15 protein-coding genes are annotated in these 17,357 nt (G+C 63.2%); 9 read left to right on the top strand and 6 right to left on the bottom strand.

Going from position 1 to position 17,357, the window contains the following annotated elements; all coding sequences use genetic code 11:
• Positions 1-1,206, bottom strand: a complete 1,206-nt coding sequence (locus tag ACHIRB_RS22725; protein ID WP_395115176.1) for an amino acid deaminase/aldolase — start codon at positions 1,204-1,206, stop codon at positions 1-3.
• Positions 1,207-1,608: 402 nt separating this feature from the next.
• Between ACHIRB_RS22725 and ACHIRB_RS22720 the strand changes: the two genes are divergently transcribed.
• Together ACHIRB_RS22720 and ACHIRB_RS22715 are read left to right on the top strand one after the other, a co-directional pair.
• Entirely contained in the window at positions 1,609-1,932 is a 324-nt protein-coding gene (locus ACHIRB_RS22720) for a hypothetical protein (RefSeq protein WP_395115175.1), read from the top strand.
• Positions 1,933-1,936: 4 nt separating this feature from the next.
• On the top strand, positions 1,937-2,410 hold the full coding sequence (locus ACHIRB_RS22715) for a hypothetical protein (RefSeq protein WP_395115174.1): 474 nt from the start codon (positions 1,937-1,939) through the stop codon (positions 2,408-2,410).
• Between the two features lie 96 nt (positions 2,411-2,506).
• On the opposite strand, the gene ACHIRB_RS22710 is transcribed toward ACHIRB_RS22715, so the two are convergent.
• On the bottom strand, positions 2,507-4,882 hold the full coding sequence (locus ACHIRB_RS22710; protein WP_395115173.1) for a lysylphosphatidylglycerol synthase domain-containing protein: 2,376 nt from the start codon (positions 4,880-4,882) through the stop codon (positions 2,507-2,509).
• Positions 4,883-5,066: 184 nt separating this feature from the next.
• Between ACHIRB_RS22710 and ACHIRB_RS22705 the strand changes: the two genes are divergently transcribed.
• From ACHIRB_RS22705 to ACHIRB_RS22690, 4 genes are all read left to right on the top strand, one after another.
• A complete protein-coding gene (locus ACHIRB_RS22705; RefSeq protein WP_395115172.1) occupies positions 5,067-5,366 on the top strand; it encodes a trypco2 family protein in 300 nt (99 codons plus the stop codon).
• Between the two features lie 102 nt (positions 5,367-5,468).
• Positions 5,469-6,188: an RDD family protein gene (locus ACHIRB_RS22700; protein ID WP_395123459.1), complete on the top strand. Its 720-nt coding sequence runs from the start codon at positions 5,469-5,471 to the stop codon at positions 6,186-6,188.
• A gap of 10 nt (positions 6,189-6,198) precedes the next feature.
• Positions 6,199-6,633, top strand: coding sequence for a DUF2752 domain-containing protein (locus tag ACHIRB_RS22695; RefSeq protein WP_395123460.1), 435 nt, complete (start codon positions 6,199-6,201; stop codon positions 6,631-6,633).
• A 109-nt stretch (positions 6,634-6,742) separates the two neighbouring features.
• On the top strand, positions 6,743-6,940 hold the full coding sequence (locus tag ACHIRB_RS22690) for a hypothetical protein (protein ID WP_395115168.1): 198 nt from the start codon (positions 6,743-6,745) through the stop codon (positions 6,938-6,940).
• 5 nt (positions 6,941-6,945) lie between these two features.
• Here ACHIRB_RS22690 and ACHIRB_RS22685 read toward each other — a convergent pair whose 3' ends face one another.
• Positions 6,946-8,265: a M1 family metallopeptidase gene (locus ACHIRB_RS22685; RefSeq protein ID WP_395123461.1), complete on the bottom strand. Its 1,320-nt coding sequence runs from the start codon at positions 8,263-8,265 to the stop codon at positions 6,946-6,948.
• A complete protein-coding gene (locus tag ACHIRB_RS22680; protein WP_395115166.1) occupies positions 8,262-12,230 on the bottom strand; it encodes a Pls/PosA family non-ribosomal peptide synthetase in 3,969 nt (1,322 codons plus the stop codon). The genes ACHIRB_RS22685 and ACHIRB_RS22680 overlap by 4 nt, the downstream gene beginning before the upstream one ends.
• A 245-nt stretch (positions 12,231-12,475) precedes the next feature.
• Here ACHIRB_RS22680 and ACHIRB_RS22675 point away from each other — a divergent pair, with 245 nt between their 5' ends.
• The 3 genes from ACHIRB_RS22675 to ACHIRB_RS22665 are packed head-to-tail and all read left to right on the top strand — an operon-like array spanning position 12,476 to position 15,667.
• On the top strand, positions 12,476-12,883 hold the full coding sequence (locus ACHIRB_RS22675) for a TIGR03667 family PPOX class F420-dependent oxidoreductase (protein ID WP_395115165.1): 408 nt from the start codon (positions 12,476-12,478) through the stop codon (positions 12,881-12,883).
• 55 nt (positions 12,884-12,938) lie between these two features.
• On the top strand, positions 12,939-14,174 hold the full coding sequence (locus ACHIRB_RS22670) for an acetyl-CoA acetyltransferase (protein WP_395115164.1): 1,236 nt from the start codon (positions 12,939-12,941) through the stop codon (positions 14,172-14,174).
• Positions 14,171-15,667, top strand: a complete 1,497-nt coding sequence (locus tag ACHIRB_RS22665) for a carotenoid oxygenase family protein (protein ID WP_395115163.1) — start codon at positions 14,171-14,173, stop codon at positions 15,665-15,667. Before ACHIRB_RS22670 ends, ACHIRB_RS22665 begins: the two co-directional genes overlap by 4 nt.
• Positions 15,668-15,718: 51 nt before the next feature.
• Here ACHIRB_RS22665 and ACHIRB_RS22660 read toward each other — a convergent pair whose 3' ends face one another.
• Positions 15,719-16,336 (bottom strand): LysE family translocator, encoded by a 618-nt coding sequence (locus ACHIRB_RS22660; protein ID WP_395123462.1) that lies wholly within the window; start codon positions 16,334-16,336, stop codon positions 15,719-15,721.
• Between the two features lie 47 nt (positions 16,337-16,383).
• Positions 16,384-17,298 (bottom strand): aminoglycoside phosphotransferase family protein, encoded by a 915-nt coding sequence (locus ACHIRB_RS22655; protein ID WP_395123463.1) that lies wholly within the window; start codon positions 17,296-17,298, stop codon positions 16,384-16,386.
• Between the last annotated feature and the right edge of the window lie 59 nt (positions 17,299-17,357).

Genomic DNA, 17,357 nt, shown 5'->3' with positions numbered 1-17,357 from the left:
TCAGAGAAACGCATGCCCCTCGCCGCGGTAGGTGGGGACCTCGTCGACGATCGCATCGCCGGAAATGAGGTACACGCTGTCGAAGCGCTCGAACAGTTCGCCGGCTTTCGCGTGCCGCATCCATACCTTGTCGCCGATCTTCAGTCGATCGGCCGCCTCGCCCAATAGTGGGGTCTGGGCTTCTCCTGCTCCTTCTCGTGCGTCGAGTCGCAGTCCGACGGGGTATTCGGGTTGCGGCAAACGGTCGGGGCCGGTCGCTCCGGAGGCGATGTAGCCGCCACCGAGCGCAGTGACGACACCCTTTCCTGGTCGTCGCACGATCGGCAACGCGTAAAACGCGGCGGGGGTTGGATGGAACCCGGCGTAGGTGTCGAAGAGGCGCGGCGCATAGAGCCCCGATCCGGCTGCGACCTCGGTGACGCCAGGTTCAGCCGACGACGTTTCCAGGCTTCCGGTTCCGCCCGCATTCACAAATTCCAGCGGCGTCAACGCGCGGACGCGTTCGACGGTTTCGGTTCGGCGAGTGGCCAATTCGCGCGCAGACAGCTGTTGCATGCCTCGAATCAGCAGATTGGTGAGCGGCGCGCCTGCGACGTTGTTGCCGACCCCGGCGATCTGACCTTCGTAGCCCATCAGTCCGACGAGTCGCAGACCCGGCCGACTCAGAACTTCCTCGGCAAGGGCGACCACGTCGGCAGGAGAATGCAACGGTGATCGGCGAGGCCCAAGTTTGATCCGCCCGCCGAGCAGCCACAGGCCTGCGTCCAGTTCGAGGCACACCCGCACAGGTTTCGCGGCGTTGGCACCCGCTGCTTCGATGAGGTGGAGATGCTCGACGCTGTCGACCATCACGGTGATCCGACCGCTCGCGCCGACCAACGACGCGAGTGCAGCCCGATTTGTGGACGGGTACGCGACGACGATGTCCTCGAAGCCTTCTTTTGCCAACCACAGCGCTTCGGGGAGCGTCAATGCGAGGACGCCCTGGAATTCGGGTGAGCTGTCCAACGCGCGTTGTACGAGTTTCCGCACACGTATCGACTTGCTCGCTACGCGGATGGGAGTGTCACCTGCGCGGCGAACGAGGTCGGCAGCGTTGGTATCGAAAGCGTCGAGGTCGACGACTGCAAAGGGTCCGTCGAGGTCTGCGCACGCGCGTTCCAGCCGGTCGTATTGGGTGCTGAAGGCGGTAATTGCGCGCGTCATGGTTCCAGTGTCAGTGGTATCACCCTCGGAGTGAAACAGGCATGTCGAACTCGTTCACAACGGTGCGTTGTAGGAGTCGAAAGATCCGCGCACACTGTTGCGTTACGTCGCGTTACAATCGATCATGGCCTCCTTGCCGCCGATCACGTGGACAGACGAGAGGGAGGAGCACATAGCGCGCCACAATGTAATGCCGACCGAGGTCGAACAAGTGCTATTCAGCCGACCGAGATGGATACGACAAGGCGAGAACGACTCCGTCCTCGTATATGGGCGGACCGATGCGGGACGCTACCTCTTGGTGGTGACCGCACAAGCCGACGACGGCGGAACCTTGATTGTTACCGCACGCGACATGACGAACACCGAGAACAAGACCTTCCGCAGGAAAGGCAACTGACAATGAACCCCAAAGAACTCGAAGCACTGCGAAATTATTACGACAACAACGACACCACCAAGGAACTCGAACTCGCCGAACTCGACACGACTGTCGATTCGAATCCAATGATCGGCATCACAGTGCGGCTTCCCGCCAACGTTCTGAACGCCGCGCGTGCCAGGGCTGCAGGGGAGAACCGGAAGGTAACGGCGCTGCTGCGCGAGTGGATCGAGCAGGCAACCGTTGGTCCGGTGGGTCCCAACGTAAACAATGTTGTGCACGGCGATTTCTCGAGGCAACGCAGACGATCGCGTACCTTTTCGTCTCGGACAGCGGGGATGTGACTGAATGACCGGCCCAACCTCAGCCAACTTCCCGGGTTCGCCGGATGTACCAGCCGCATTGAGTTACGACCCCGTTCTCGCGGAGCTCGTTCAAGTAGTGAACTCGCTTCGGACCTCGGAGGTTGGCGTCACCCTGGAGGTTCGAGGACTAGTCGTTTCCGGTGTGCTGATCTCCGCGGAGCAGTTCTTCCATTTACAGATCAAAGCACTGGAAGACCCCGCGGTGGGCGCTGCCGCGAACGCCCTAGCGCCGTTCTTCCAGCCGTGGCTAGAGGCGAATCGGGCCGACGCAGCTCACTACGAGGAGGACGAGTCCTTCGACTTGCCTGATCCGGTACACGTCCATATGCGTCAAGCTTCGCTCTTGAATTCGGGAGCGCATTCGCTGACGATTCCGCTGTGGCGCGGCCGACTGGCTGAAGTCAGTGGCTGGTCCATCGGCAGCTTCGGCATGGTGCCACCACTCGACGATCAATAGACTGACCTTGCTTTTCGCGGGACCCGGCTTCACGAAAAGCGTTCAGACGCTCGTTAATGTGAAAGGCCTTGCGGCCTTTAGTCGTGGCTGCCTCGGTCAAATCATGTCTTTCTTCGTCAGCCACCGCATTGTCGGCCAACCGCAGAACACCGGCAGCCAGCAGGTGAGCACCCGATACAGCAGCACCGACGGCACCGCGATCGTGGCAGGAAGTCCGAACGCTGCCAGTCCACCGATCAGGGCGGCTTCGACTGCGCCGACACCACCCGGGGTGGGCGCCGCCGACGCGAGAGTGCCGCCGATCATGGTTACGACGGTGACGGTCACGAACGTCGTGCCGCCACCGAACGCCTCGATGCTCGCCCACAGCACCAGCGCGGCACCGAGAGTCTTTGCGCCGCAACCGAGAAAGATCACGGCGAAACGCTTGGGGTCGCGGACCAATTCGACCAGCTCGCCGAACACCTCTTTGACCTGTGGGCGTACCGAATAGCGGAGCCATCGACGAAGTTTGGGGACGAACATAAACGTCCCAACCACCCCTAGGGCGGCGCCGCAGATCAGAAAGATCACGGTCGGGTCGGGAACGAAATGCCCGAGGTCCGCCGATGTCCCGGCCGCGACGCTGAAGAAGATCAGCAGTCCGACATGGGTGATTACCTGAACCGACTGTTGAAGTGCCACAGCGGCAGTCGCGCGAACAGCGCCAAGTCCGCCCTTCTGCAGGAAGCGAACGCTCAGTGCGAGTCCGCCCACGCCGGCGGGGGTCGTTGTGGCCGCAAAGGTGTTGGCCACCTGCATGATCACGAGATTCCGGTACTTGACCAGCCCGGACGCGCAGGCCCAGAGTGCGGCCGCAGCACCGAGGTACGTCATTGCCGAGACTCCGAGGCCGAGGAGCGCCCACAGCCAGTTGGCGGTTTTGAGCTGGCTGAAGAACGTCGGTACCGAACTTATGAACGGGTACGCGACGTAGACAAGTCCGATCAGCAGTACCAACTGGATGATCTGATTGCGGCTGAACCTGGTGACCTGTTCGGTCTTGATTTCGTCGGTGCCGGTCTGTACGACGACCTCGTCGCGGAGTGCGGTCAGCGCAGTACCGGCCTCTGGCACCGAGTTTCGAATACGAGATGGCATGGCGGCTTTGGTCAGCCGCCGTGATGCTGTCAGAACCGCTTTCGAGCCGAACGTATCGATCGCTGTTCGCACAGCGCGCTCGGCGCCACACAATGCTGACGTCGAAAGCAGTAGCTGCGCGATGTCGGACTGCAGTTGTGCCTGCGACGCGCCGAGTTCGGATACCGCGAAACCTCCGAAAAGTACTGTGCCGTCTTCGATCCGAAGGCTGGAGAGTTGTAGGTCACCGTGTGCGATCTGGTTGGCGTGCAGCGTGGCAAGCGATTGCCAGATGTTGTCGGTGAGCTCGTCGTCCGAATCGCCCGTGATCGCCCTTCCCTGTAAAGGGCTCTGCGCGTACAGCTCCCAGCCACGTCCGAGCGTGGCAATGGCAACAGGCTTGCTACTTGCAAGTCCGAGATCGCCGATCGCGATCCCCATCAAAGCCCTGTGCTCAACCGCCCTGTGCAGCGACGTGTGTATGGGTGCGCTTTCGCTTTTACGAAAAGTAAGCCAGCGCCAGAACTGTCGCAGTGCGCCACCGCTGCGCTGATTCTGTCCGTACAGGTCGACGATCAGATTGTCGTGTGGCACCTCCCGTGCGGCCGACAACACAAGCGGACCAGGTCCGGCCGGCCTCAGCACTGTGAATCCGGTTACGACATAACCACGTTGGGCGAGCAGACGAACCGCCTGCGCGAGAGGGACCTCCAAGGCGGGGGTCCCGACGACCAGAACGATCATCGCGCCGACGAACCAACCGACCGACAAACCGAGCATCGACCTGGCAGGCACAACGGTGCTGACCACGAGGTGGATCGGTACGAACGCAAACAGCAGTACCCACCACCAGCGCCGCCATCGGGCGGGCAGCCACGGGCTGGACACTGTGAGCACGGCGGCGAGCATGCCGATCCACCGGGAGTCGTCGAGGAATTGACCGAGGAAGGTATCGAGTCGCTCGGGAACGCCGAGATTTACGTCCGGGAGGGACAATCCGGAGTCTGTGATCGAAAGAGCAAGTCCCGCCACGATTGCGGCAGTCGCGTAGCCGGCGAGAAGTTTCCACTGTCTGCTCGCGATCAAGCCGATGAGGATTGCAAACGGTAGGGCGAGGATTGCGATGCCGTACGAGATGTAAACCAGGTTGGACTGGTCGGGCGAGAGCACTCCGACGATGTTCGAGACCGACGTCTCGAGCGCATCCCACTGATTGCGGGTGATCAGCGAACCCGCAACGACGGTGACGAGGAACAGCGCCGACAGCGCTACCCGGACGATATCGCTCGTCCGCCGGATCAATGGCTGCAGCAGGCTCCCCGCAACCGTGATCTCCCGCCCGTCCACTCGCATGACGGTCAACCTATCGCGGGTAGCCCGGCAATCAGCCGAGGTCGTCGATTCACGCTGTCTGCGTGGTTGCCGAGCGAACTCTGCGCAGCCGTGTCATTGTGGCAGCAACACAATTGCTGTACCAGGTCCCTTGTTGCGCGTGTAATTGCTTATAGAACGGTCGGGTTATTTCGGGAGGGTGAGAATGGCGGATCAAAACTGGGTCGAGCTGTCGGCCGCGCTCGAAGTGCTGAAACGGCAGTTGATCGAGTCGGAAGCGAGGAATCGGGACGAGCAGGTGTCCTTCTCCTACGGCAAGTTGGAAGTCGAGTTGGCTCTGCAACTGCGCAGTAGCGACTCGGCTCCCGACGGTCTGGAGTTCGGTCTCACGACGGTGGTCGACGACGCCACTGTCGCCGCAGCGCCGACCCATCGAATCTCGCTACAACTGCAGCTTCGAGACAACGGACTGCCATTGAAAGGCGCACGACACCGCCGCGCATGATGCAGCAGGTGTAATGGACGCCGAAATGGACTCTCACCCGGCCTTTTCGAGCTCGATCCGGTTACGCTAGGGCGCCCTCGTACTTCGATCAGGAGCGTTGCAGTGTCCTACCCCCAGAACCCAGATCCCAACAAGCCGCCGCAGTACGGGCAGCAGCCGCCCCAGTACGGTCAGCAGCCGAGTTACGGCCAGCAGCCGCCGCAGTACGGACAACCTCAGTACGGACAACCGCAGCAGCCTCAGTACGGTCAGCAGCCCCCGCAATACGGACAACCTCAGTACGGGCAACCGCAGTACGCCGGTGGCTTCGGCGCACCGGGTGGCCAATACCCGGGCGCAGGAAACTACGCATCGTGGGGATCTCGTGTCGGTGCATATTTGCTGGACGGCCTGGTTGCCCTTCCTGGCACGATCATTCTGTTTATCGGCTACTTCCTCATCATCGGAACACTGGTCAATTCGGAGACCTCGACCGATCGATATGGCAACACCACTTTCGACGATGTGAACGAGGGCAGCATCGTCACGGGCGTGATTGTCATGATTCTCGGGTTCCTCGTTGGCATAGCCATCATGGTCTGGAACCTCGGCTTCAGGCAGGGCAAGACCGGCCAGTCCCTCGGCAAGAAGTGGCTGAACATCAAGGTCGTCAACGAGGCAAGCGGCCAGCCACTCGGCGTCGGCGGCGCGATCCTGCGCTGGATCCTGCTCGCCGTTCTCGGCGGCCTGTGCTTCCTCGACTTCCTGTGGCCACTGTGGGATCAGAAGAAGCAGACCTGGCACGACATGATCATCAAGTCGGTCGTTCTCAAGACTCAGTAGGCTCGACCGTGTGAAGACCCCAGCTATCAGCGTCGGCAAGCCTGCCCGATCGCGAGCGTTGCTGACGCCCGCGATCGTGGCAGGCGTCGGGGTCGGTGCCGTCGCGTTGCTCCATTTTCGCGATCCGCACGTGCAGAACTCGTACGGGATCTGCCCGTTCCACTACCTGACCGGATTATGGTGTCCCGGATGTGGCGGGATGCGAGCCGTCAACGATCTGACCAACGGTGATCTGCTCGGATCGTTGTCCAGCAATGTGATTGCCTTGCCGCTGCTTGCGGTGCTCGTCGGTGCCTGGGTGCTGTGGGTGCGCCGGAGGTTGCGAGGCGACTCGAGTCGAATGATCGTGCTGCACAAGCCCGCAACGATCGCGGTGATAGTTTTCCTCATCGTATTCACCGTGTTTCGAAATACGCCGTGGGGCCACTGGCTCGCACCGGCCTGACGCGACGAGTACCTATGCTTCTCGAAATCGTGTCGATCATCGTCCTCGTCGGCGCCCTTGTCGCGCTGATACCGGTTGCCCGGCAGGTATTTCGGAAGGGCGACGACGAATGACCGATTCGCTCAAAGAACGGGTGCGAGCAAAGCTGCGCCGCCAGATCGCCGAGGACGGTGGCGACGCGGCCGACAATGCCGAAGGCGACGACCCCCGATTGATCGTGTTGGAAAACGATCTCGCTGTCCTCGACGAGGTAGCCGACGACGACCCCATCATCGAGGAACTGGCAACCAAGTACTGGGTTCCGTAACCCGCTTACCGCGGTGGCAGTTCGGGCAACACCTTCTCACCGAGCCACTGGTCCCAGAGTGGATGCAGTGGAATGTGGGTGAAATGAGCAGCTAGATCGGTGAATTCGTCTGTGCTGACCCACGAGTGGCGATGCCGAGTAGTCCAGGTGCGCAGCAGCTCGAAGAAGCGTTCGTCACGTAGTTCGGCGCGCAACGCATGCAGAGTCAGGGCGCCCCGCTTGTAGACGCGGTCGTCGAACATCAATTCTGGACCCGGATCGCCGATCGTGATGTCCTGGGGCAGCCGAGAAAGGTTGTGCCGCGCGGCCTTTGCCAACTGCTCGGCAGTCGGTCCGCCGGATTCTTCCGACCACAGCCACTCGGCGTACGTCGCGAAACCTTCGTGGAGCCAGATGTCTTTCCACACCTTGATCGTCAAACTGTTGCCGAACCATTGGTGCGCGAGCTCGTGCGCGACCAACCGCTCGGCGCCGCGCCTGCCATCGCAGTGGTTGGACCCGAATGTCGAGATGCCTTGCGCTTCGATCGGGATCTCGAGTTTGTCGTCGGTGACGACGACGGTGTAGTCGTTGAACGGGTACGGACCGAACATCCGCTCGAAGGCCGACATCATCAACGGTTGACGACCGAAATCGTGGTCGAAGGCGTTTCTCAGATGCGTCGGAATAACTGCGTTCATGGGCACCGGCTTCTGCCCGACGCGACGGCGTTCGTAGCGTCCGATCTGAATCGTCGCGAGGTAGCTCGCCATGGGTTCGGTCTGCTCGTACACCCATGTCGTCTGGCTGGCCTTGGTCTGCTTACGCAGCAGTGTGCCGTTCGCCAACGCGTAGAACGGTGAATCCGTCGTGATCGAAATCCGGTAGCTCGCTTTGGAACTCGGGTGATCGTCGCAGGGGAACCAGGAAGCCGCACCGTTCGGTTGGCTTGCCACGATCGCGCCTTCGGTGAGTTCCTCCCAGCCGACCGTGCCCCACAGCCCGCGGATCGGTTTCGGGGTGCCGCCGTAGTGCACGACGATCGACAACACACCGCCTGCCGGAATTCGATCCTGCGGCGTGATGATCAGCTTGCCGCGCTGATGCTGGTGTTTCGCACCTTTGCCACCGTTGACGAAGACCTTCGACACCGAAAGGCTCTGGGACAGATCGAGTGTGAACTTCGTCCTGACGTCGGTGGTGACCGCCGTTATCGCGGCCTTGCCCATAAGCCTGTTGCTCGCGACTCTGTAGTGCAGTTCGAGTTCGTAGCGAGAAACCCGGAAACCGCGGTTTCCGTTCTGTGGGATATAGGGGTCGATCGGCTCTTCGTAGAACTTCGTCATCGACCATCACCCCGTTCGGTCGGTTCGGTTGCAGGCGAATCATTCCATGGTGCAATCGGATTGCCCTGCCAGCGGGTCGAGGGTGGCACCGTGTCGCCGCGCATGACAAGTGACGCCGGACCGACGGTTGCGCCGTCGCCGATACCTGCGGCCGGCAGAGCGACGCAGTGCGGACCGAGGGTCGCGCCCGCTCCGATCGTCACCGTGTCCATAGCCATGATCCGATCATGAAAAAGGTGAGTCTGCACGACACACCCCCGCTCCACAGTTGCGCCGTCACCGAGCGTCACGAGATCAGCCTCAGGGAGCCAATAGGTTTCGCACCACACGCCGCGTCCGATCTTCGCGCCGAGTGCGCGAAGCCACACATTGAGAACTGGAGTACCCGTTGCGGCGCGGGCAAACCACGGTGCTGCGACCGTCTCGACGAATGCGTCGGACACCTCGTTTCGCCAGACGAAAGAACTCCACAGCGGATGCTCGACGTTGGAGATTCGGCCGACCACGAGCCATTTCGCGATCACGGCACAGGTTCCCGCTATCGCTCCCGCGACGAGTAGCACGATGCCGCTGACCAGGGCGGCAACCCAGTAGTCTGCGGCCGCGGCGATAGCCGCAAGGGTGAAAAGCACACCGAGTCCGATCCCGAACGTGACGACCATCGGGATAAGGCGGCAGGTCTCCACAGCCGCACGCGCCAGTTTGAGTTTGCGTGGCGGATCGAAGGTGCGCTCGGAATCGTCGGCCTCGTTGGTTGCGCGGCGCAGTCGCACAGGAGGACTACCCAGCCACGACGACCCAGCTTTCGCCTTCGACGGCGCAGCCGACAGCACCGCGACGAGGCCGTTCTTCGGAACTCGTCGGCCTGGCGCGGTCATGCCGGAGTTGCCGAGGAACGCGCGCTTGCCGACCTTCGCTTCCGCGATGTGCAGCCAGCCGCCGCCGAGTTCGTAGCTTGCGATCATCGTGTCGTCGGCGAGGAAAGCGCCGTCGGCAACGGTCGTGAATTTCGGCAGCAGCAGGACGGTCGACGCTTCGACGCCGTCGCCGATGTTCGCGCCGAGCAACCGCAGCCAGCCGGGGGTCAGCAGGCTCGCGTACAGCGGAAACAGGAAGGTCCGCGCGGAGTCCATCAGTCGTTCGGTGGCCCAGACCTGCCAGCCGACGCGGCTGCGAACGGGATAGTGGCCCTCTGTCAGTCCGATGCCGAGCAGTCGGACCGCGATCAACGTCGTGAGCGCGAAGACGACCATGCTCAGAATGGTCGCGAGGGGAAGCATGACAAACGATTGCGCGGCCGCCGATGCGAGCGTGTCCGCGTCCGAGATCCACCAGCCGATCAGAGCGACACCCGCTGCGAGACCGAAGATCGGCATGCCCGCAAGAGCGAACGAGGTGATCGCAAAAACGATGACCCAATGTGGTGCGCGAGGTGGGGTCTGATCGGGCCACGCGTGCCCTGCCTTGCCGACCTTCACCGCGGGCGAGCCGGCCCATTCCTGCTCGGCCTTTACCTTGCCGATGACGGCCGACCCCGCAGCGACCTCGGCGTTGCGGCCGATCCTGGTACCGGGGAGCAGAGTCGATCGCGCACCGACCACCGCGCCGGGACCGATGCTGACGGAACCGATGTGGACGACATCGCCGTCGATCCAGTGCCCCGAGAGGTCCACTTCGGGTTCGACCGAGCAACCGTCGCCGAGTTCGAGCATGCCCGTCACCGGCGGCAAGGTGTGCAGGTCGACCCCGCGTCCGATCTTCGCGCCGAGTGCGCGGGCATAGGGGACCATCCAGGGTGCGCCCGAGAGGTTCTCGGCACCGCTCGCCTCAGACAACCGCTGGGTGATCCACAGTCGCAGGTGCACGCTGCCACCGCGTGGGTAGGTACCCGGCTGCACGTTTCGGAGCAGTAGCCGTGCACCGACGACGCAGATGGCCATCCGCCCGATCGGGGTTATGAAGAGCACGAAGCCGAGCGCGACCCACCACCACGAAAGGGTTGGAAGTACCGGGTTGATGTGGGAAAACACGTTGGCCACGATGGCGAGCCAGGTGACCCACTGCAGGCCGGTGAGTGTGGTGAGCGGGACCGTGCAAGCGACCTGCAGCAGTTGCGAGCGCCGCGGCGTCGGTCGCACGGTTCGTGGTTCCGTCGCGACGGTCGGTGCGAACTCGTCGAGCATGTCGGCAAGGGATCCGAGCCGAGGATGATCGTAGAGTTCGGCGACCGTCACCTTGGGGAAGCGCTCTCGCAGGGCTGTGACGAGTTGCGCCGCTGCCAGCGATCCGCCACCGACGTCGAAGAAGTCGTCGTCCGGGCCGGTGATGTCGGCGCCGAGGATCGAGTACCAGAGTCCGGCGACCCATTCCGACGTTCCGGTCAGTCCATGGTCGGCTGCATCGGGACCCGAACCTGGGATCGGCCACGGCAGGGCTGCGCGATCCACCTTGCCGGAGGTCCGGGTCGGTAGCTCGTCGAGCAACGCAAGACGAGGCACGAGAGCAGCAGGCAGTTGCACGGCGAGACGCTCGCGCGCCGCCTTCATGTCGAAGTCACCGTCGGCGCTGGCGACGTAGCCGACCAGAATCTGGTGCCCCGCACCGGTCGTGCGGACGGCGGCCGCGCCACCCGCGACGCCGGGCAGGTTCTGTAGAGCGGCGTCGACCTCGCCGAGTTCGATACGGCGTCCGCCCAGTTTGACCTGGTCGTCGGCACGGCCCTGGAACATCAATCCAGTCTGTTCCAGACGGACCAGATCGCCACTGCGATAGGCGCGTTGCCAGCCCAAAGTTGGCATGGGAGCATACTTTTCGGCGTCCTTCTCGGCGTCGAGGTACCGGGCGAGACCGACGCCGCCGATGACAAGTTCACCGATCTCGCCGTCGGCGACCGGGTGGTCGTGCTTGTCGACGACGGCGAGATCCCACCCGTCGAGCGGCAGACCGATGCTGACGGGCTCACCGGCAACGCACTTCGCGGCGCACGCGACGACGGTGGCCTCGGTGGGTCCGTAGGTGTTCCACACTTCACGACCGTCCACGGCAAGACGTTCGACAAGATCCGGTGGGCATGCTTCACCGCCGAAGATCAACAGCCGCACCGCTTCCAGTGCCTCGGCCGGCCACAGGGCGGCGAGCGTCGGCACCGTGGACACGATGCTGACATCGTGCGAAACAAGCCATGGTCCGAGGTCGACGCCGCTTCGGACGAGCGCGCGCGGCGCCGGAACCAGGCAGGCTCCGTAGCGCCACGCCAACCACATTTCTTCACAGGACGCGTCGAATGCGACGGAGAGTCCCGCCAGCACCCGATCGCCGGGGCCGATCGGCGCCTCCTGCAGGAACAGCCGGGCCTCGGCGTCGACGAATGCTGCAGCGTTGCGATGGCTGACAGCAACACCCTTGGGTGTGCCCGTCGATCCCGATGTGAAGATGACCCAGGCGTCGTCGTCCGGCGTCGGACGTCGTTTCGTTCTGTTCGGGTCGCTCTCGCGCTGTGTCAACTCCTCGGGCGAGAGCTTCGACTCGATTCCGTGTTCGGTGATGATCGCCGTCACCTCGGCTTCGCCAAAAACTAACTCGGCTCGCTCTTCGGGGTCGTCGGCGTCGACGGGAACGTAGGCGGCACCGACCGAGAGGATCGACAGGATCGCGGCGTACAGGGAGTAGGACCCCGACGGCATCCTGACGCCGACCCGGTCGCCTGCCCGAACGCCCGCGCTGTCGAGCCAGTGCGCTCCTTCGTGGATCGCCTCGAGCAATTCGGTGTAGGAGAGACTCGCCGAACCGTCGTCGATGGCTGGCGCGTCGGGAAATTCGGTGGCGGTGGCGGTCACGACGTCGACGAGGGTGCGCTCGTCCGCAGCGAGCGAGGAACGCAAGTACGCACTCGGCACCCGTGCCAGGAGCGCAGCATCCTGCGGCTCCGGCTGCTTCGGGTCAGCATCGCGAGACTGGAGAGACAACCGGCCTACCTTCGTATCGAGCGAACCCGCGTATCGGGTCCACGCGCAGACTCGTTATCCCACGGTTGTCTTTCCAACAGGTGAACGGCGCGCGATCTCGACACGGTGTCGAATGTCCGGTCTCAGGCTAACGCCAGGCCAAGCGGTTCGCTGCCCTGCGAAGGAAGATCGCGGCCGTGTCCTGTGTTGTGCCACACAGTGGTTTTGTGGGAGTGGTGTTGTGGGAGTCGAGGAAGGAGCTTCAGATGGCGGTCGAGGTACCGGAAAACGTGACGGGCCGGCTGAACACCGAAACCGTCATCTGGTTGACGACGGTCGGCAAGACGGGCACACCCGCCCCGACCCCTGTGTGGTTTCTGTGGTCGGGAAGGGAGTTTCTCGTCTTCAGCCAGCCGGAAGTCGGGAAGCTCGCGAACATCGGTCGCGGTCCGGCGGTGGCGCTCAATTTCAACAGCAGCGCCAAAGGCGGCGCGGTGTCGGTGTTCACCGGTATCGCCCGGGTCGACGACGCCGGACCGACCGACGACGAATGGCAGCGCTACGTCGCGAAATACGCCGACGACATCGTCGGGCTTGACTACACGCCCGAGAGGTTTCTCGCCGACTACTCGGTGCTCGTTCGGATCGAGCCGGACAAGCTGCGCGGTTGGTAATCGTCGATCCGTGAACATCCTGGCTGCGGCGTCGGGGCGGGAGTAGCGTGGCGTCGTGTCCGGATCGGATTCCTACGTCGTCGGCGGGTATCAAACCGACTACGCGCGGAACTGGCATCGAAGCGGCCTCGGCTACGACGCATTGTTCGCCGAGACGATCACGCGTGCGTTGACCGCCGCGGCAGTCGACGTCGATGAGATCGAGGTCGTCCACGTCGGAAACGCCTTCGGTCAGTTGTTCACCGGGCAGGGCCACCTCGGTGCGATGCCGGCGACAGTGCTGCCCGAACTATGGAACGTACCGTCCTCGCGCCACGAAGGTGCCTGTGCGTCAGGCAGTTTGGCTGTTCTCGGTGCGATGGCAGACCTCGAATCCGGCCGCTACGACTGTGCCTTGGTCGTCGGTGCCGAACTGGAGAAGACAGTGCCCGGCGAGGTCGGGGCGAAGCATATGGGTGCCGCCGCCTGGGTCGGTCACGAGGCGCAGGACACGAACTTCGTGTGGCCACGGATGTTCGCCCTGTTGGCCGACGAGTACGACCGCCGCTACGGACTCGACGAGACCTATCTGCGCGCTATCAGCGAGCTCAATATCGGCAACGCGAGCGCCAATCCGTGCGCGCAGACCAGGGATTGGGAGTTCGGTCCTGCCAGCTTCGGTACCGACGACGCCGCAAACCCCGTCGTCGACGGGCGGCTGCGGCGCCAGGACTGCAGCCAACTGACCGACGGCGCTGCGGCAGTTGTGCTCGTGTCGAATCGATTCCGACGAACGCCCGATCGCGCACGGATCGCCGGGTGGGGGCACCGGACCGTCGGTCTACCGCTCGATCAGAAACTGCAACGCAGCGCCGACGACGTCTACGTCCTGCCGCACGTCAGGCAGACCTTCCTGGATGCGCTCGGGCGTGCGGCGCGCGGGTCGGTGGACGACGTCGACGGCGTCGAGGTGCACGACTGTTTCTCGATGTCGGAGTACCTGGCGATCGACCATCTCGGCATCACACCGCCTGGGGAAAGTTGGAAGGCCGTCGAAGCCGGTGTGTTGGCACGCGACGGTCGGTTGCCGGTGAATCCGAGCGGTGGATTGATCGGTGGCGGCCATCCTGTCGGCGCGACCGGCGTCCGGATGTTGCTCGACGCCTACAAGCAGGTCACCGATCAGGCGGGGGACTGCCAGGTCGACGGCGCGCGGACGTTCGGGACTTTGAACATCGGCGGCAGCACAACGACCGTTGTCAGCTTTGTCGTCGAGACCGATGCGAGTACACAGAAGTCAGGGGCGTTGTGACAAATATCGAGCTGGTCGGCAGGGTACTGAGTTCGTTGCCAGCCGACGACGATCACCCGTACCGAACCGGAGCCTGGGCGCCGCAGGTCACCGAATGGGATGCGCCCGATCTCGAGTTGGTCGAAGGTGCGATACCCACCGATCTCGACGGCATCTACCTGCGCAACACCGAGAACCCCGTGGCCCCGTCAATCGGCCGATACCATCCATTCGACGGTGACGCGATGGTGCACGTCGTCGGCTTTCATGACGGAAAAGCATTCTACCGCAACAGATTCGTGCGCACCGAGGGTCTGCTGGCCGAGCAGGAGGCCGGACATGCGTTGTGGGCGGGCATATCCGAGCGACCGTCCAAGGCGATTCGTGAAGACGGCTGGGGCGCCCGCGGGCGGATGAAGGATTCGTCGAGCACCGACGTCGTTGTCCATGCGGGTGTTGCGATCACAAGCTTCTATCAGTGCGGTGACATGTACCGGCTCGATCCACTGACCCTCGACGATCTTGGCAAATCGACGTGGCACGGGCAGTTCCCCAGTGACATAGGGGTTTCCGCACACCCGAAGGTCGACGAACGCACCGGCGAGATGCTGTTCTTCAACTACGGCACCGACGCGCCCTACATGCACTACGGCGTTGTCGACGCAGACGATCGTTTGGTCCACTACGTCGACATCGAACTGCCGGGTCCGCGTCTGCCGCACGACATGGCCTACACCGAGAACTACGCGATTCTCAACGATCTGCCGTTGTTCTGGGACCCCGACATCTTGAAGAAGGGCGGTCACGCGTCGAGGTTTCGGCCGGACCTACCCACCCGGCTCGGAGTCATTCCGAGGCGCGGACAGTCGAGTGAAATCCGTTGGTTCGAAGCGGATCCCACGTATGTGCTGCACTGGTCCAACGCTTACGAGGACGGCGACGAGATAGTGTTGGAGGGCTACTTCCAGGACAATCCCGAGCCGTCGGTGCCGCCCGAATCGAGCTACTACCAACGTCTTTCGAGGTTCCTGTCGTTGGACGGTATGCAGACGAGGTTGCATCGATGGCGCTTGAACATGCGGACCGGCGCGACGACCGAAGAGCGGCTGAGCGAATCGTTGAGTGAGTTCCCGATGCTGAACCCCGACTACATCGGTCGGCCGCATCGCTACACCTATGCCACGACCGGCGTTCCGGGGTTCTTCCTGTTCGACGGGCTGCTCAAACACGACGGCACGACGGGAAATGAGGAGCACTACTCGTTCGGAGACGGCGTCTTCGGCAGTGAAACCGCGATGGCGCCCCGAATCGGGTCCACGGCTGAGGATGACGGCTACTTGATCACGCTCACTACCGACGTCGGCAACGATCGTTCCGAGTGTCTGATCTTCTCGGCGGCCGACATCACACTCGGACCGATCGCGCGGCTACGGTTGCCCGAGCGCATTTCCAGTGGCACCCACAGCACCTGGGCCTCCGGTGACAGTTTGCCGAATTGGCCTTCGGCCTCGTGAGTCCTTTCGGTGGGCCCGCCCGCCGAAAAGACTCACGAGCGGCGGAGCCGCCTAGGCCGACGCGAGGGTTCCGATGCCGAGGGCCGCAAGCATTCCCGCGCTCACGCGGGCCAGCCACTGAGTAACTTTGGGCCGCTTCAAGACGACGACCGCGCGTGACGCCGCGAAGGCAAGCGCCGCCATGACTGTTCCGGCCACCGTGGCCTCGATTACGCCTAGCGTCAAGGTGTTTCCGAATGTCACGTCGGTGACGAACTGCGGAACCACAGCAAGGTAGAACAGGCCGACTTTGGGGTTGAAGACGGTCGAAAGGAAGCCTGCGGCGGCCGCCGACTTCATCGACGCCGCGACCGCAGTCAACGGTTCGCCGGACTTGGCGGCATTGCGTCGATGCTCCAACAGAGCGTGCACACCCAGGTAGACGAGATAGATACCGCCCACGATCTTGAGTGTCCGATACGCCACGGACGACTGCTCGAGCAACGCGGCAAGGCCAGCAGCGACAACGATTGCCCAGGCGATCCCGCCGAACGCGGACCCGACCGCTGCAGCCAGGCCCGGTCGCACTCCCGCGATGCTGTAGCGAACGACCAAGAACATGTCCGGTCCGGGCGTTACTGCCAGCAGCACGCACAGGCCGGCGAAGCTGAGGAGCAGGGTGATCGTCACCCAGCGATGAGAACGCACTGGTAGGCGGTTTGGCAAACCATTTGAGCTCAGGGGGCGAGTTGCTCGGCGACCGCTATCAGTTCGGGGCTGTCGAGCGACTCCTGGACACACCGCGCGAACAGCCAGAGTCGGAGCCGGTCGCGGTCCAGATCGAGTAGCGCGGCCATCCGTCCGACGAAGGATTCAGGATCGGCGGTGAGCCGGTCGGAGGCGTCGAGCAGGTACTGAATCGGGTCGTAGGCAGGGTCGCCGAGGTAAGGCTTCGGGTCGATCGCGAGCCACGGTTCGCGTGCAGCGGCGAGGACGTTCTCGGCATGTAGGTCGGTGCACAGCAGTACGTGCCGATCTGCGGTCGAAGGCAGTGTTCTGAGCAACTCGATTCCCGCCGCTGTGATGCCTGGGTCGAGTTCATAGCTGGGTGCGTCCTGCAATTTCAGGTCGAACTCGTCGGCCCACAGATCGCACATACTGCTCAGTGGACGGAACGGATGTGGTGCCGCGGGTTCGATCCAGAGGCGTTGCAGGAGTTCGGCTATCACTTCGTCTCGCTGCAGCGGTGGCAGTGCGGCAGACAATGCGGTCCCGGGATCGCATTCCTCGATCAGTAGCGCGCAACTGTCTGTGGTTGTCACCGAATCGACCAGTCGCACAGCGCCGTTGCCGTTCCACACTCGGAGTGCGTCGGCGTCGTGCAGTGCCTCTTCGTGCCGCCACCCTACTTTGAGTACGAGGTGGTCCCCATTGTCGTTGCGCGCCTTCGCAACCCAGGATGCGACCCCGCCAGGTTGGAACGGGCGACCGACTGTGAGGGACCAACGCGCGGACAACTCGTCGATGATGCCGGGCAGGTGCTCGATCCAGGTCCGTCGCCCGACCGTGGCGAATCCGCGGGCGATCAGGTCGTCGTCGTCGTCGTCCTGCACCGACTCGAGCAGCAGGGATGGCAACTCTAATTCGCTCACGTCGCTTCAACGTACAGGGCCTCCGGCCTCGTGCGTCCTTTCGGCGGGCCCGACCTCCG

The organism is Antrihabitans spumae (genome assembly GCF_043944905.1).
Lineage (GTDB): Bacteria > Actinomycetota > Actinomycetes > Mycobacteriales > Mycobacteriaceae > Antrihabitans > Antrihabitans spumae.
The sequence above is the reverse complement of the archived record's forward strand: the minus strand, read 5'-3'. Positions and strand labels throughout refer to the sequence as shown.

What these genes read in the sequence shown, in the direction of transcription:
- ACHIRB_RS22725 (WP_395115176.1), bottom strand. Translation starts at nt 1,206, where the DNA reads ATGACGCGCGCAATTACCGCCTTCAGCACCCAATACGACCGGCTGGAA.
- ACHIRB_RS22720 (WP_395115175.1), top strand. Translation starts at nt 1,609, where the DNA reads ATGAACCCCAAAGAACTCGAAGCACTGCGAAATTATTACGACAACAAC.
- ACHIRB_RS22715 (WP_395115174.1), top strand. Translation starts at nt 1,937, where the DNA reads ATGACCGGCCCAACCTCAGCCAACTTCCCGGGTTCGCCGGATGTACCA.
- ACHIRB_RS22710 (WP_395115173.1), bottom strand. Translation starts at nt 4,882, where the DNA reads ATGCGAGTGGACGGGCGGGAGATCACGGTTGCGGGGAGCCTGCTGCAG.
- ACHIRB_RS22705 (WP_395115172.1), top strand. Translation starts at nt 5,067, where the DNA reads ATGGCGGATCAAAACTGGGTCGAGCTGTCGGCCGCGCTCGAAGTGCTG.
- ACHIRB_RS22690 (WP_395115168.1), top strand. Translation starts at nt 6,743, where the DNA reads ATGACCGATTCGCTCAAAGAACGGGTGCGAGCAAAGCTGCGCCGCCAG.
- ACHIRB_RS22685 (WP_395123461.1), bottom strand. Translation starts at nt 8,265, where the DNA reads ATGACGAAGTTCTACGAAGAGCCGATCGACCCCTATATCCCACAGAAC.
- ACHIRB_RS22675 (WP_395115165.1), top strand. Translation starts at nt 12,476, where the DNA reads ATGGCGGTCGAGGTACCGGAAAACGTGACGGGCCGGCTGAACACCGAA.